13 protein-coding genes are annotated in these 14,678 nt (G+C 52.7%); 6 read left to right on the forward strand and 7 right to left on the reverse strand.

The window, feature by feature from the left end; genetic code table 11:
- Position 1 precedes the first annotated feature (1 nt).
- From OU997_RS04245 to OU997_RS04265, 5 genes are all read right to left on the reverse strand, one after another.
- Positions 2 to 661, reverse strand: a complete 660-nt coding sequence (locus OU997_RS04245; protein ID WP_267809189.1) for a hypothetical protein — start codon at positions 659 to 661, stop codon at positions 2 to 4.
- Complete coding sequence (locus tag OU997_RS04250; protein ID WP_267809190.1) at positions 649 to 1,491, reverse strand: phosphoadenosine phosphosulfate reductase family protein; 843 nt, start codon at positions 1,489 to 1,491, stop codon at positions 649 to 651. The genes OU997_RS04245 and OU997_RS04250 overlap by 13 nt, the downstream gene beginning before the upstream one ends.
- On the reverse strand, positions 1,491 to 4,832 hold the full coding sequence (locus OU997_RS04255; protein ID WP_267809192.1) for an ATP-binding protein: 3,342 nt from the start codon (positions 4,830 to 4,832) through the stop codon (positions 1,491 to 1,493). Before OU997_RS04255 ends, OU997_RS04250 begins: the two co-directional genes overlap by 1 nt.
- Positions 4,819 to 5,757: a DUF4007 family protein gene (locus OU997_RS04260; RefSeq protein ID WP_267809857.1), complete on the reverse strand. Its 939-nt coding sequence runs from the start codon at positions 5,755 to 5,757 to the stop codon at positions 4,819 to 4,821. The genes OU997_RS04255 and OU997_RS04260 overlap by 14 nt, the downstream gene beginning before the upstream one ends.
- A 490-nt stretch (positions 5,758 to 6,247) precedes the next feature.
- Positions 6,248 to 7,387, reverse strand: coding sequence for an MFS transporter (locus tag OU997_RS04265; RefSeq protein WP_267809193.1), 1,140 nt, complete (start codon positions 7,385 to 7,387; stop codon positions 6,248 to 6,250).
- Between the two features lie 96 nt (positions 7,388 to 7,483).
- On the opposite strand from OU997_RS04265, the gene OU997_RS04270 reads away from it, so the two are divergent.
- Positions 7,484 to 8,248, forward strand: a complete 765-nt coding sequence (locus OU997_RS04270) for an AraC family transcriptional regulator (protein ID WP_267809194.1) — start codon at positions 7,484 to 7,486, stop codon at positions 8,246 to 8,248.
- Between the two features lie 616 nt (positions 8,249 to 8,864).
- On the opposite strand, the gene OU997_RS04275 is transcribed toward OU997_RS04270, so the two are convergent.
- Positions 8,865 to 9,833 (reverse strand): polyprenyl synthetase family protein, encoded by a 969-nt coding sequence (locus OU997_RS04275; RefSeq protein ID WP_108487970.1) that lies wholly within the window; start codon positions 9,831 to 9,833, stop codon positions 8,865 to 8,867.
- Between the two features lie 245 nt (positions 9,834 to 10,078).
- On the opposite strand from OU997_RS04275, the gene rplU reads away from it, so the two are divergent.
- From rplU to OU997_RS04300, 5 genes are all read left to right on the forward strand, one after another.
- Complete coding sequence (gene rplU, locus OU997_RS04280; RefSeq protein ID WP_108487971.1) at positions 10,079 to 10,390, forward strand: 50S ribosomal protein L21; 312 nt, start codon at positions 10,079 to 10,081, stop codon at positions 10,388 to 10,390.
- Positions 10,391 to 10,429: 39 nt separating this feature from the next.
- Positions 10,430 to 10,687, forward strand: a complete 258-nt coding sequence (gene rpmA / locus OU997_RS04285) for a 50S ribosomal protein L27 (protein WP_108487972.1) — start codon at positions 10,430 to 10,432, stop codon at positions 10,685 to 10,687.
- 249 nt (positions 10,688 to 10,936) lie between these two features.
- A complete protein-coding gene (gene cgtA, locus OU997_RS04290; RefSeq protein ID WP_267809195.1) occupies positions 10,937 to 12,160 on the forward strand; it encodes an Obg family GTPase CgtA in 1,224 nt (407 codons plus the stop codon).
- Between the two features lie 69 nt (positions 12,161 to 12,229).
- The gene (gene proB, locus OU997_RS04295) at positions 12,230 to 13,348 is read left to right on the forward strand and encodes a glutamate 5-kinase (RefSeq protein WP_108487974.1); all 1,119 of its coding nucleotides are present in this window, start codon (positions 12,230 to 12,232) and stop codon (positions 13,346 to 13,348) included.
- A gap of 10 nt (positions 13,349 to 13,358) precedes the next feature.
- Entirely contained in the window at positions 13,359 to 13,823 is a 465-nt protein-coding gene (locus OU997_RS04300; protein WP_108487975.1) for a CreA family protein, read from the forward strand.
- A gap of 100 nt (positions 13,824 to 13,923) precedes the next feature.
- Here the strand turns inward: OU997_RS04300 and OU997_RS04305 are convergent, their stop codons facing one another.
- Complete coding sequence (locus OU997_RS04305; RefSeq protein ID WP_158271558.1) at positions 13,924 to 14,667, reverse strand: SapC family protein; 744 nt, start codon at positions 14,665 to 14,667, stop codon at positions 13,924 to 13,926.
- Positions 14,668 to 14,678 lie beyond the last annotated feature (11 nt).

Below are 14,678 nucleotides of genomic sequence, written 5' to 3' on the forward strand. Positions count from 1 at the left end.
TTCAATTCCTTCCGAAAATTGGGAAATTAATTCTATTTAAAACATTTTCAATATCAACATGCTCGTTGCTAATTGACTTAACCAGTCGAACATGGACAAAAAGATTGGTGGGATCAAACTGCCTCGCAACAATTTGACGCGCAAAACCGGCATCTCCATCAGTCATTTCATCAGCAGCCTTACGACTTTTCGCGTCCCTGAGTTTTTCAATGAGCGCTTTGTGTTTCATCAACCGCTCCCGTATGGAGGTCGCCATACCAATATAAAGAGGAGCAGTAAATGCGGGAGCAGCAACTGACAATGTTTCTGCAATAACCCCCAATCTTGATGGATCAAGGCATAATCGCTCAATCAAACTTTGTGACAACGATACCTGATGAGCAGCCTCACCAACGTATCTTGGCTTTAATGGGCCAGATACAGTGACTTGATAATTATCTTCATGATAACGTCGAAATATTAGCCTCTCTAGTGCCTCACCAACATAAGACCGGGGATCGATGCCCTCGGCACTCAACCGAGATACATTTTCCGTAAAATCATTTAGATCAGCTGAACTTATCAAAAGCCTTGCATACCAGGCATAGACACCCGACTCTTCAGGGGCAGTACTCAGCTCACGCCAACCATATCGACGTACGTCGCCATTCACTTGTGACATACTAAACAGGCCCCGCCGCCCTCTTCTAGGAAAAAGAGGTCATCAATATCAACAGGCCCTTCGGAAAGTTCCCGAAGAGGATTCGGCTTGCGTCTTAATCGCTCACGCTCTTTACGAATATTAAAGTCGGAAATAATTTGTGCTATACGCTCAGGACGCTCTAGATCAACTAGTGATTCGCCCTGACTCCAAGTAAAGGGGGAGCCACTGTTTACAGCACACTTTTCATATTCTTTTGCTTCTTCAAAACGGTCAGGATGATTTTGCTTCAGATTCACCCACTCTATTTTTTGTTGAAAAAAGCAGAAGGTACACCCACTCCGAGAACGCCAATCATAATACTTTGGCAAACCCAATCCAGACGCTTCTAAAATATCAATAACACCGGGCTTATCAATACCGCCCTCTCTAAATGGCAATTTGACGACCAAGTTATCTTCTCTGGCTATCATACCTTCACGATGCTCTTCGTCAGCTCGAATAGCTACATAGCTAATAACTCTATCACCAGATTTAAGCCAAGGATGAATCCACTGCTTGAAAGGATCTAGTTTTAATTTACGAGTACACCAACGTGTATTGGGTGAAGGTAAAAAATTATTGTACTGACGAAGCCAGAAATCAAAATCTCTGTGAGGATTAAGCCGCTCGATTGGCTTCCCTAAAAAACCCTCTAGCCTTCCTAAAAACTCATATACTTCGGGAAGTTCTTTACCTGTATCCGTAAAAAAATATTGGATATTCAAGTCCGGGTAATGTTGACTCATATATACCGCAAGAGCAGCACTATCCTTCCCACCGGACAACCCAAGAACATGATGTTCTTTCATTAAGACTCCTCCTGAACCCGTTGACTCATAAGAAGTGCTCCGGCTTCAGCTAAGGCAGCGATTACAATATCTCGATTCTCACTTTGAGCCATTGCAAGCAGCCGCTTGACAACGTTATCAACAGCAACAACATCGCTTTCTGCAATATCAACAGAACCTGTGGCATCCAAACCATGCTTCGCGCCAAATACCACGCCAATGACTCTACGCGACGCAGGCCTACCATGAAGCGGTGCCATCGCTTCCTCTTTTCTTATCTCTATCGACCACGAGCCGATTTGCGAAAGAGCAGCATCAATGTCACGATCCACCCATTGAGCAGGAGGCTTACTGGTTGCAAGGCTTATAATTTTTTCAATACTTGTCGCGTCATCAGAAAAAGTTTCTAGCCGTGTAGCGAACGCATCAAGTAGGAAATCACCGGTAATTCCTTTTACCCCAGCTGCTCGCCGCTGTAGCTCTTCAATACTGCGTCCCGAGTGGTCGAGCGCAGAAAACAATTTTTCTTTAACTCGCTCCAACATAGCTGGATAGGCAGAAAATAGCTCGTCAGTTACATGCCTCAGCTTAGATATAAGATCATCTGAGTCTTGGGTACCAAGAACTGTAGGCAAGTCTGCAAAAATAACCTTGTGCGGATCATTAGCCTTCAAAAGCATGGCTCTAACATCTTGAGCCATTTGAGATACTGAAGCTGTTCGTCTTGTCCATGCAGGTAAGTTAACTACCATGCTTACCAGACCACGAGCAGCATCTAAAGGCTCAACAACAGCTCCGTTCTGAGAGAAAACAGAGACCGTTTCAGCAATTGCAGAGACAAGTTTGACTTTGTCTTTAGATGCTTCGACAAACTGAAACCTAATTCTTTTTGGGTCTTGCAACCATTCATCGATTGCTGCCTCAGTGATATCTGGAGTAAACCCGTCATCGATATACATTGCGAGAGCAGAACGATTAGCTAAAAAGAAGGCCAAGGCCAAAACAGGCATAAGACCAGACCTGATACCATATGGTGGAGCCCCCCAAAAGCCATATAGATCAGCCAATGTAACCTTTCGCTTGGCCTGTAAAAGATAAGACTCGGTATCCCACCACAAACGATTTATGTCGTCACGCTTACAGTCAGCCGCTGGCTCCCCAAATGCCCAACAATCAGCTCTCTCTGCATGTATACCGGTAGTCTGTAGAACAGTGTAGTAAAGACCCGCATCAGCAGGATGTCCTTGATAACCTAAATTTGGCTCAGAGGAGTGGGCAATCATCCTGTACAAAAGATCCTTACGAGCCTTACTTGAATTACTCGAAAGAACCTCTCGATTTATTAACTCACTCAATATTCGGGGACTTTTGAAGAATATGTCTTTTGCAATCGTAGATGCCATTACAGAGAGCGAACCGACTTTAGCTCTAGATTGCGTTACACCATTGTGATACCACTTCGATAAACTAAAAGCGTCAGCCAGCTCTTCTTCAAGAGAGGATTTAATTGCAGCTACGCGGCCCGTCAATTCGCGCTTAGCTACAGAATCGCCCTCTAACTCAGGTCGCGTACGCATGACCCGCTCAGAAGCTGCCAATTCGAGGCTTAGATCTGCAATCTTCTCTGCATTTGCAGGAACACCAAACAGAAATGCACTTCCGCTATACTCTACGCTAAGTTTTTTTGCCTGCGCATCTGCAGCCTGGCCTGTTTGCCCAACCTCAGGCAGACACAGAAGAAAAACACCCACACTATTTCTTTCGGGCTTCAGTTTCTTTAAGTGCTCAGCCGCTTCAGATAAACGCATTATCTGTCGACTAAACCATCGCATTGTTCCAGTTTCTTGATAAAGTCGCTTGGCAAGTATTGGCTGCAAATCACTTAATGCAGAAACCTGGGAAAGCGCGTAAGTTCCTATTTCATATCTGGCTTGATTTACCGCCGCCTCGATATCAAAATCACTCCCCGCATACACTCCATATGCACCTAGATGCTTTCGCTCAATTAAAATCTTCCAATTTACCAAGTTTCCGAGAGTTTTGTGTATATCTGTAATAGACGCCTTGGGTATAGAAACAAAAAGCACTTTTTCTTCCGGAACAATCCCTGACCCATTCCGGAACATTTCAATTAGAGCTACGACTTTAGTAAGCTCAACATGTATAGCCTCTCCTTTTGCCTCTGCTCGCTCTACAGCATCACACGCAACAGCCCAACGATGACCATCTGGTGAGGCCATTATCGCAGGCTCTAGATTTGCCTTAAGGTAGTCCCAATAATGCGCCGGCCCGTACGTCAGATTATCAGAACTACTAACCCCCTCTAAAAACTCAAGAAAGCCCAATGGCTCTCTTGAAGCTAAAAACCCAAACGTACTTCTCTCATTTTGACCAAAGCGCCGTTTAGATATAGGCCCTAATAAAGCAGCTGTAATGGGATGCAAAGGCCAACACTTCACCAGCGCAGCCCCGATTCCTTGAGGAGCACTTGGTCTTCTAGACTTTATAGACTTAGCAACTACATCTGCCTGAGAGCGAGCCTCAACTAGATGATCCGACGTTGAAACTACAATAGCCTTACCAATAAGCTCAACAACCTCATCGGTTGCTGAAACTAATGGAATATCGATAAACCGCCCTTGGACTTTTGCCCAATCATCCTGAGACTGCCGCCCAAGCCGGGAGGCATATGCATCAAAAGCCTGATGCAAAATACCTACAATAACAAGTTTTCCATTACTTCGACTTGCGGCCTCAGCAAGTTCTTGAAATATATAAATATCATCACCGTCTTGCGCGGCGGCCTCTAGCAACTTCCCTAGCTCGTCAATGACCACAAGAACACCCTGAGGATGCGACTCCGCTACAGAAATCAACTCCCCAACTATGTCATGCGTCTTTTTCTTAGAAGGCAACTCTCCCTTCGCCTTAGCTAACGCATTAGATAACTCACTAACAAAACTAGCTCTCTTTCCAACGACAGGTACTACAATCCAACCTTCTTCGCGCGCATCAAATGCTTTATAGACAACACTATCTAAGGGTAAATCTAAAATATTTTTTGCTTTCTCTCGAAGTCTCTTATTAGTTCCGACTAGCGAGCAAAGCATAAGCGCAAGAGAGGACTTCCCTCCGCCATATGGACCGGTCCAAGTGAACGCCCTTTGACTTGTTTCAGTTATCTGACGCGCCATATTTTCCAATAGAGCGCGCGCGGTACCCTGGCATACGTACCCAGACAAAGCATCATCACGATCTAGATCCGCATCCAAGCGAACAGAGCGAAGAAACTGTCTAGATATTTTGACAACCTCTGACAATTTTTTACTATTCAGCTCTAAATTCTGCTTAACCTTTGGCATAGGCGGCCTTCAAAAATGCGTTCTTAGCTCTTTTAATGTCGTTTAAGGCACTACCTTGGCGAATAACCTGCCGGATACCAGCTTGTTCTGTCCACATCAGCTGCCCTTTACTTAGCTGCTCTAGCCCCATCAATCGATCAGCTACGGCATGCTCGTCCAACTTGAACACTCGACCAGGAGAGCCATAGTCGTGAGCGACACGATCAAAGGCCATGACTGACCCTGACTGACCCAAATTTTCCCAATAATCGAGTAAGGCATACGCGAATACTCCATCGGGTAACGAGCGTTTGGCTCCACGTCGAAACTCAAAACTATCTTTCGTATTTTGCTGAATTAAACCAAGCTCACCAAGAAGCGGCTCACTCATTTCCTCTGGTGAATCCCCGCCAAGCCTTGGGACATAACTTCTAATACAACACTCAACATCCCTTTTCAGAGTTGCAAGTGAAATACGTAAATTATGTTCAGAAATCATTCCGGACAAAGCATCTACAACGCTTTCCCGCTTAAACACCTGCTGTACCACATGGTTATAAATGAAATACCATGTAGTGGTTTTTTCTGGATTGCTTGCGAGAAACCAATGCATTAGCCATGTTGTGGCTGATTGCTCAGCGAATGGATCTAAACCACTTTCAGGGTCAAATAGCATGTCTGCTAACTCAGTTGGCACAAAGCCGCCATCTGACTCTTCGATAATGCGACACGCTGTCGCCCAAAATCTAATGGACGTAACCATATTTTTGCCTACCCCGAATCGGGCTATGGCAGAGTCTTCCGAAAATACGGTCTTAGGCGCAGGGAGTCCTAGATTCCTAAAATAGGCAACGGCATCATAGGCTTTGCGTAGCCAAAGCTGACGAAGGGGAAAGGTCTCGTGACCCGAGAATTGGGGGCGTTGGTTAGGGCTTAATATGATCATAGGCACCAATATTATCCCAGACTGGATGGGGTAACCAGTCCGCTTAGACCACCCATAATACTGTATAAATAGCCATACATCGAATACCTCCTCATAGCTTCATTTCTGTTGCACTCCGTCTTGTTTTGGGATGCTGTGAAAATTTTGCCCTGCCACCACCCTTACCTGTCCACCGACAGAATATGAGAGAGCACAGCACTCACTCGCTGACCACATGGGGGAACAAATGGGGGGACAAGATGGATCTATTTTCAAACCACCCTATTTTTAAAGGTATTTAGGCATAAAAAAGCCGGCCACAAGCCGGCTTTTTTATTGCCTATGCCCCCCGAAAATAAGAATTAAAAATCAGAAGCAGTCTGCAACCCACAGTTCAACCCACAAACTCGCATAATCATTCTCATAATGAGGCGCAGAACTTCATCGCCGTGAGCGCGGACGTGTTTGATGTTGAGGGTGCCGCCGTTAACGCCACAGCTCGGTACTTCGATCAATTTTTGATAGCCGTTGACGGGCGTGTAAACCCTAGCAATAACGCCGTCAAGGCACAGACCAACAGTGTAAGGCCCAGCGCCTGCCCCCAGGCAGCCAGAGTCAAGCCGGCGCCGATCACCACGTAATACAACAAGCCAAACAGTGCGCCTGCTGTGCCAAGGCGGTCGCGATAAGCAATCAGCGCCGCCCCGAGCACATTGGGAATAGCCATGCCGAAAGCCACCACCATCAACAACATCGGCAGAACGAACAACCAGCGGTCCTGCAGCACTATAACCAGAATGCTGCCCAACAACGCCACGGCACCAGCAGCTAGGACCAGTTGTTCACTGTTCACTCCGCGCTTGAGCAACCCTTTGTTCAGCCACGCCCCCAACCCAGACCCCAGCGCCAGTAAAACACCACTGTAGCCGAACTGTTCGGCGGACAAACCCAGCCGCTCGAAGATGAACGGTCCAAGGCTGTAATAACTGAACAGCGCAATGTTAAATACTGCCACCAACCCGACCGAGCGCAACAATGCCCAGTCCTTGAGCATCAGGCGCAGAGTGCCAAACAAAGGCGCAGTAGGTAGCGTGGCTGGACGGGTTTCAGGCAAGACCCAGAGGCACCAAACCCACAACGCCAGCGCTAGCAACAGCAGGCAGGTGAGCATGCCGCGATAGCCAAAGTAGTGAACCAGGCTTGCCCCAGTGTATAAGCCAATCGCAGGGCTAGCCGCCAGGGCAATGCCCATTACCGAAAACACCTGGGCCAGTTCAGCGCCGCTGAAGCGATCACGCAGAACCGTTTGCGTCACCACCGACCCCACTGCCGCACCGAAAGCGGCCAATATCTGAGCTATGAGCAACCCACCAAAGGTGCTGACGCTCAATGCAAGGCAGGAAGCCCCGCCGTATAGGGCAAGCCCCGACAACATTATCGGACGCCGTCCAAAGCGGTCGCACAACCGCCCCCATACCACCACGCCCAGGGCGAATGCGAGAAAATACACGGAAAGAACTTGCCCCGCTGTTTGGGGACTCACAGCAAATACTTGGCCGATATCCGAGAGTGCGGGGCTGTAGAGCGTTTGGGCAATTTGCGGAAACATCAGCAACGCCACCGCCAGCACCAGTAGATTTTTCAGACTCATAGAAAAGGACTCCTAAAGAAACGAGGAGTATTTTAAGTAGCGGCCATCGGCGTATTATCCAAACTTCGACAAGTTATCGCTAAAATCGGACAACCTATGGCCTGGCTAGCTGCCGATGCGGATTTCGACCCAGACACGTTCAAGTGTCCGGTCATAGGTATCGGCGCCCTGCTTGGCGATCATGATTCAGGGATTCACCAACACCAACGCGGCCAGTTACTGTTTACCCAACAGGGTTGCACACGCATCAGCCTGGCCCACCAGCTGTGCCTGTTACCTCCGACTCGGGCAGCGTGGATCCCTAGCGGAGTGCCACACCGTGCGGTGATGCAACAGGCCGTCGACTACCGTTCGGTGTATTTGTGCCCGATGCTGGCCAAGCAGTTGCCGGCCCAAGTACGGGTAATAGAAGTCAGCGGATTGCTCCGGGCGGTGTTGGAAGCCATGGCAATGGCCCCTTTCGACACCGATTGGGATCAAGGTAAATATGCGCATTTACTGGGGCTCTGCCTCAGCGAGATCAACGAGGCCCGCGAACAACCGACACGTCTGCCACTGCCCAGAGACAAGCGCTTGGCGCCGTTACTGAATAACCTCGAACAACTGCCCCCTGAGCTGCAAGAGCTGCAACAACAGGTGGGCGCCAGCGGCAAAACCATCGGCCGCATTTTTCTACGGGAAACCGGCATGGGTTACCAACAATGGCGCCAACAATGGCGGCTGATACGCGCCATTGAGCTGCTCGCTACCGGACGCAGCATTGCCTACTGCGCCTTTGAGCTGGGTTTCGCAAGCGACAGTGTGTTAATCGCCTTCTTCAAGGCCATGACCGGCACCACGCCACGGGGTTACTTCAAGTAAAGGCCGACACCGTATTGGGCATGTTGCCATGCGGCTTCAGCAGTAGATCGTGGCAATCACCACACGCCTCATGCTCAGCAGGACTAGCCCAAAACCTTGGCGTACGACTCTCCTGAACTGCTCAGACGCCCCCTTATAACCTACACCGTGCAGCTCGACGCCAACGAGGCGTATGCAGCCAAAATAGCGTCAAGCATTAATGCGTTTTGCTATCGGCATACAGCCATATTGGCGACAACGCGAAGGTGCTCGCCAGTAACCAAAACGGCTAAATGGCGCTTACCAAAGACCAAGGCGTTGAAATAATGACCGGCTATGCGTATGTGACGGATGTGAACTGGACGGTCGTTGCGCCCCCACACGGTTAATCACGACCGGCCAGAAGCGACAGTCACAACAGAGCACCCTGGCACGCAACACATGCCAGGGGGGGGGAACAAATGGAGGGGGCCATAAAGCTCACCAAGATTTAAAACAAATAAAATCAATAAATTAGATAGCAAAAAAACCGACTACAAGCCGGCTTTTTCCTTGCCAGTGAGAACTACGAAGGCCGAGCCTGCAGGCACAAAAAAGCCCGTCACAAGGACGGGCTTCTGACAACAGACCAACCCGCTTAGTGCGTGCGGGCGACGGCAAAGCGGCTGAGTTCGACCAGCGCGTCGCGGTATGCACTGGCGGGCAAAACATCCAGGCAAGCGACTGCGCGCTCAACATAATTTCGGGCCAGTTGGGCGGTGTAGTCCAGCGCGCCGGCGGCTTCAACGGCATTGCGAATGCTTTCCAGGTCCTCGATGCCGCCTTTCTGGATTGCCTGGCGTACCAGCGCCGCCTGCTCGGGCGTGCCTTCGCGCATGGTGTAAATCAGCGGCAGCGTCGGCTTGCCCTCGGCCAGATCGTCGCCAACGTTCTTGCCCAGGGTGCTGGCGTCACCACGGTAGTCGAGCAGGTCATCGACCAACTGGAAGGCTACGCCCAGGTGATCGCCGAAAGTACGCAAGGCTTCGGTCTGCTGCGCGTTAGCACCGGCAAGGGCAGCAGCGCTATGGGTCGAGGCCTCGAAGAGCATGGCCGTCTTGCCACGGATGACGTCCATATAAGTTTCTTCGGTGGTGCTGGCGTCGCGAATCTTCGACAACTGCAGCACTTCGCCCTCGGCAATTACACGAGTGGCTTTCGAGAGGATCTGCATCACGGGCATGGAGCCCAACTCGACCATCATTTCAAACGAGCGCGAATACAGAAAGTCGCCGACCAGTACGCTCGGTGCATTGCCCCACTGAGCGTTGGCTGTGCTGCGGCCACGGCGCATGTCGGACATGTCGACTACATCGTCGTGCAGCAAGGTGGCGGTGTGCAAAAACTCAATAGTGGCGGCCAGCAGGCGCAGGTTGTCACCTTCAACCCCCAGAGCTTTACCACTGAGCAAAACCAGCAATGGACGCAGGCGTTTGCCACCTGCGGAGATAATATAGTCGCCGATCTTTTCTACCAGCGGTACGCGCGACACCAACTGGGCGCGGATGATACCGTCGACAGCGGTGAAGTCATCCGCCACCACGCGATAGAAAGCCTGGGGTTGCATCGCTTACACCTGCTACTCATGGGATGCGCGGCATGCTAGGGGGCAGGCTGGGGGCTGTCAAGGCAAGTGGCTGGAGCCCTTGCGCCGCTCGATCAGCTTGCGTACAATCGCGCACCCTGAACTTCCCCCTGGGTATTTCCCTGCCTTACGCAATTGCAAGGGTGTCCTTCCGGCCCCAAGCAGCCATGCCAGCCGACACTTACACCTATAAAGCGCTGGGTGAGCAGGATTAACGGAGATTTACCATGTACGCAGTAATTGTTACTGGTGGCAAGCAATACAAAGTCACCGAAGGCGAATTCCTCAAGGTCGAAAAACTCGAGCTGGCCACTGGCGCAGCCGTGACGTTTGACCGTGTTCTGCTGGTCGGCAATGGCGACGACGTTAAAATCGGCGCGCCGGTTGTTGAAGGTGCCAAGGTTGTTGCTGAAGTGATCGCTCAAGGTCGTCACGACAAGGTCACCATCATCAAGTTCCGCCGTCGTAAGCACCACATGAAGCGCCAGGGCCACCGTCAGTGGTACACCGAGATCAAAATCACCGGTATCCAGGCCTGATTCGTTTCGGTCTGATCCCTTTATAGGAGTATTGAACTCATGGCACACAAAAAAGCTGGCGGTAGTACCCGCAACGGTCGCGACTCAGAAGCCAAACGACTTGGCGTGAAGATGTATGGCGGCCAGGCTATCAAAGCAGGCAACATCATCGTGCGTCAGCGCGGCACCCAATTCCACGCTGGTTACGGCGTTGGCATGGGTAAAGATCACACCCTCTTCGCGAAAATCGAAGGCGTGATCAAGTTTGAAGTAAAGGGCGAGTTCAATCGCCGTTACGTGAGCGTCGTTGCGGCTTAATTGCGCGACTGCTGGGAAAGCCCCGTCCTTGTGACGGGGCTTTTTTATTGGTTCGCCATCCATGGTGGCTATCCGGCGGATCGTTGCGCGTGACGTCAGAAAACGCTCCGGGCGTTTTTTGTTTCGGTATTCTTGGGGTTCTTGCCAAACTGTCCTGGGTGTTAGCGTTCGATTTGAATGCAGGTCAATTTTGCAAGAACCTAGTGTTTCTCGGTTTAGATGACCCGCGTGATAGCGGGAGGCGTAGAAATGAAATTCGTCGATGAAGTATCGATTTATGTAAAGGCTGGCGACGGCGGTAACGGCATGATGGCTTTTCGGCGGGAAAAGTTCATCGAGAAAGGTGGCCCTAACGGCGGGGATGGTGGCGACGGTGGCTCGGTGTACATCGAGGCTGTCGAGAACTTCAATACCTTGGTCGATTACCGCTATACCCGTCGCTTCCAGGCGCAGAATGGCGAGAAGGGCGGCAGCACCGACTGCACGGGCGCCAAGGGTGAGGACCTGATCCTGCCGGTGCCGATTGGCACTACGGTGATTGATGCCAGTACCCAGGAAGTGATTGGCGACCTGACTCGCGCCGGCCAGCGCCTGCTGGTGGCGCAGGGTGGTTGGCACGGCCTGGGCAATACCCGCTTCAAGTCCAGTACCAACCGAGCGCCGCGGCAAACCACGCCAGGCAAACCGGGCGAGGCACGTGATCTCAAGCTGGAGTTGAAGGTGCTGGCCGATGTCGGCCTGCTGGGTCTGCCAAATGCCGGCAAGAGCACCTTTATCCGCTCGGTCTCGGCGGCCAAGCCGAAAGTGGCGGACTACCCATTCACCACTCTGGTGCCGAACCTGGGTGTGGTCAGCGTGGATCGCTACAAGAACTTTGTCATCGCTGACATTCCGGGGCTGATTGAAGGGGCATCCGATGGCGCAGGGCTGGGGATTCGTTTCCTCAAGCATCTGTCGCGTACGCGTTTGCTGCTGCATCTGGTCGACATGGCGCCATTGGACCTGACCGATCCGGCCGAGTCGGCAGCCACCATTATCGCCGAGCTGACCAAGTTCAGCCCGGCACTGGCCGAGCGTGAGCGCTGGCTGGTGCTGAACAAGGCTGACCAGATCCTCGATGAAGAGCAGGAAGCACGGATTGCAGAAATCGTTGCGCGCATCGAGTGGATGGGGCCGGTTTATGTTATTTCCGCCCTCGCCCGCCAGGGCACTGAAAAGCTCTGTTATGACATCATGGACTTCCTTGAGGCGCGTGCTGAGCGCATCCAGGAAAACCCGGAATACGCTGCTGAACTGGCCGAACTGGACACGCGCATCGAAGACGAAGCGCGCGCTCAGTTGCAGGCGCTGGATGACAAGCGCGCGCTGCGTCGATCGGGTGTGCGTGCAGTGGATGACGTCGAGGAAGATGACAGCTTCTGGGATGAAGAAGATGCCGATGACGGCCCGGAAATCATTTACGTCCGGGATTAAGCAACTATTCAAACGCCGCTTAATTGCGGCGTTTTTGTAATCACAGTTGGCTGCTGGGGTTGGAAGATCATGCGTGACAAGGTAACCGGCGCACAGCGCTGGGTGGTGAAGATTGGCAGTGCGTTGCTGACGGCCGATGGCCGTGGTCTGGACCGTGCAGCCATGGCGGTATGGGTCAAGCAGATGGTCGCGCTACGTGAGCAGGGCGTCGAGTTGGTGTTGGTGTCCTCCGGCGCAGTGGCGGCGGGAATGAGCAAGCTGGGCTGGAGCGCACGACCGAGCGCCATGCATGAGCTACAGGCTGCGGCGGCGATCGGCCAGATGGTCCTGGTTCAGGCTTGGGAATCGAGCTTTGCCGAACACGGCCGGCGCACAGCGCAGATTCTATTGACCCACGACGACCTTTCAGACCGCAAACGCTACCTGAATGCACGCAGCACCTTGCGCACGCTGGTCGATCTGGATGTGGTGCCGGTGATCAACGAAAACGACACCGTGGTCACCGATGAGATCCGCTTTGGCGACAACGACACGCTGGCTGCATTGGTGGCCAACCTGGTCGAGGCTGACCTGCTGGTAATCCTTACCGACCGCGACGGCATGTATAACGCCGACCCACGGCACAACCCCGATGCTGAGCTGATTTTTGAAGCGCGCGCCGATGACCCGGCACTGGATGCTGTCGCCGGCGGTGTCGGCGGTGCGCTGGGGCGTGGCGGCATGCAGACCAAACTCCGCGCAGCACGCCTGGCAGCACGCTCTGGTGCGCACACAGTGATCGTGGGTGGCGCTATTGAGCAGGTGCTGGCGCGACTCAAGGCCGGCGAGCGCCTGGGCACGCTGCTGGCACCTGAACGCGGCATGCTCGCCGCGCGCAAACAGTGGCTGGCCGGCCATCTGCAGACCCGCGGCACCCTGGTGCTCGACGAGGGAGCCGTGCAGGCACTGGCAACCGGTACCAAGAGCCTGCTGCCGGTTGGCGTGAAAACCGTGCAGGGCAGTTTCCGGCGTGGCGAGATGGTGGTGTGCGTAGCCGCGGATGGTCGTGAGATTGCACGCGGTCTGGCCAACTACAGTGCGCTTGAGGCGCAGAAGATCATTGGCCAGCCATCCGATGCCATCGAGAAGCTGCTGGGGTATGTTGACGAACCCGAGTTGGTGCATCGGGATAATTTGATCCTGGTTTGAGGGAAAGCGGATGCGAGTGCTGAAGGGATTGCTGAGTGCGCTGATGCTGCTGCCTGGGTTGGCCGCGGCTGAACAGATTGGTGAAGTGTCGACGGTGTTCAAAATCATGGGGCCGAACGACAAGATTGTCGTCGAGGCGTTCGATGACCCGAAGGTGGCAGGCGTGACTTGCTACCTGTCGCGGGCCAAGACCGGCGGCGTCAAAGGGGGGCTGGGCTTGGCCGAAGACCGCGCCGAGGCTTCAATCGCCTGTCGCCAAGTAGGGCCGATCAGCTTTCTGGATAAGCTCAAGGACGGCGAAGAAGTATTCCGTGAACGCACCTCGCTGGTATTCAAGACCATGCAGGTGGTGCGGTTCTTCGACCAGAAACGCAACACCCTGGTCTACCTGGTTTACAGTGACCGGGTGATCGAAGGCAGCCCGCAGAATGCGGTGACTGCCATTCCGATTCTGCCCTGGCCAAAGCAGCCCTGAACCGAACCGGTTTCTTAGCCTTTGCTTGCAACCTGAAAAAGCCCCTGACGATCAACGATCGCAGGGGCTTTTTCAGGCGTGCAATATTCCCATCACACCCTCAATGGGTCACCACCGGCGCCTGCGGTTTGGCCTTGAGGTAGCTGTCGAACAGCTGATTGGCATTGCCCAGCGACATCAGGTGCGCGTAGATCCAGCCCAGGAAACCGCCACGGTTCAGCTCCAGCACCTGTTCATCGGAGAGCGCCAGGAACTTCTCTTCATCAATGGCCAGGAAGTCGCTGAGCACAAAGCTTTCGCCGCTGCTGTGGGTCAGTTTGATCGTACGCGGAGCGAGCAACTCAAGCGCATTGAGCTTTTCCACAAACGCACGGGTACGCTCCATCTCGGCAGTGAAGTTCTGCAGGAACTGAATCATTTCATCCAGGTACGCGCTGTTCTGCCCTTCAGCGTCGAACAAATCACGACCATCCTGCTGATTCCAGCCACTGAACGCCGCATCGAAGCACACGGTGAAGTTGCTCGCCTCATCCTGCGCGAGCACGAAGGGATAACGGCGGATAAAGGCCGGGATGTAGGTATTGGCCTGCCAGCGCAATTCATCATCCAGGTAGCCATTGTGCCCCTGCGCCAGACCAAGCAAGGCGATTGGCGTGGCCTGCGCGCCTTCGCCGATGAAGACCAGCGGGTAATGACGTGCGGCCTGGAAGAACTCCAGTCCGGCCACCGGCACCAGATGAGTGTCCGCCGCAAACGCGCAGTTTTCCGAGGGCTGCAACTTGAGGGCCTGGTGCTCCTCGCGGTTGAGGGGTTTGATGTCTTTGTAGAGCAGCAGCGTGGTCATATTGAGTCTCC

It is taken from the genome of Pseudomonas sp. SL4(2022) (genome assembly GCF_026625725.1).
Classification (GTDB): Bacteria; Pseudomonadota; Gammaproteobacteria; order Pseudomonadales; family Pseudomonadaceae; genus Aquipseudomonas.

Excerpts from the sequence above, each read along its gene's own strand:
- OU997_RS04245 (WP_267809189.1), bottom strand. The coding sequence starts at position 661 with ATGTCACAAGTGAATGGCGACGTACGTCGATATGGTTGGCGTGAGCTG.
- rplU (WP_108487971.1), top strand. The coding sequence starts at position 10,079 with ATGTACGCAGTAATTGTTACTGGTGGCAAGCAATACAAAGTCACCGAA.
- OU997_RS04270 (WP_267809194.1), top strand. The coding sequence starts at position 7,484 with ATGGCCTGGCTAGCTGCCGATGCGGATTTCGACCCAGACACGTTCAAG.
- OU997_RS04275 (WP_108487970.1), bottom strand. The coding sequence starts at position 9,833 with ATGCAACCCCAGGCTTTCTATCGCGTGGTGGCGGATGACTTCACCGCT.
- cgtA (WP_267809195.1), top strand. The coding sequence starts at position 10,937 with ATGAAATTCGTCGATGAAGTATCGATTTATGTAAAGGCTGGCGACGGC.
- OU997_RS04300 (WP_108487975.1), top strand. The coding sequence starts at position 13,359 with ATGCGAGTGCTGAAGGGATTGCTGAGTGCGCTGATGCTGCTGCCTGGG.
- proB (WP_108487974.1), top strand. The coding sequence starts at position 12,230 with ATGCGTGACAAGGTAACCGGCGCACAGCGCTGGGTGGTGAAGATTGGC.
- OU997_RS04305 (WP_158271558.1), bottom strand. The coding sequence starts at position 14,667 with ATGACCACGCTGCTGCTCTACAAAGACATCAAACCCCTCAACCGCGAG.
- OU997_RS04265 (WP_267809193.1), bottom strand. The coding sequence starts at position 7,387 with ATGAGTCTGAAAAATCTACTGGTGCTGGCGGTGGCGTTGCTGATGTTT.
- OU997_RS04255 (WP_267809192.1), bottom strand. The coding sequence starts at position 4,832 with ATGCCAAAGGTTAAGCAGAATTTAGAGCTGAATAGTAAAAAATTGTCA.
- OU997_RS04250 (WP_267809190.1), bottom strand. The coding sequence starts at position 1,491 with ATGAAAGAACATCATGTTCTTGGGTTGTCCGGTGGGAAGGATAGTGCT.
- OU997_RS04260 (WP_267809857.1), bottom strand. The coding sequence starts at position 5,757 with ATGATCATATTAAGCCCTAACCAACGCCCCCAATTCTCGGGTCACGAG.
- rpmA (WP_108487972.1), top strand. The coding sequence starts at position 10,430 with ATGGCACACAAAAAAGCTGGCGGTAGTACCCGCAACGGTCGCGACTCA.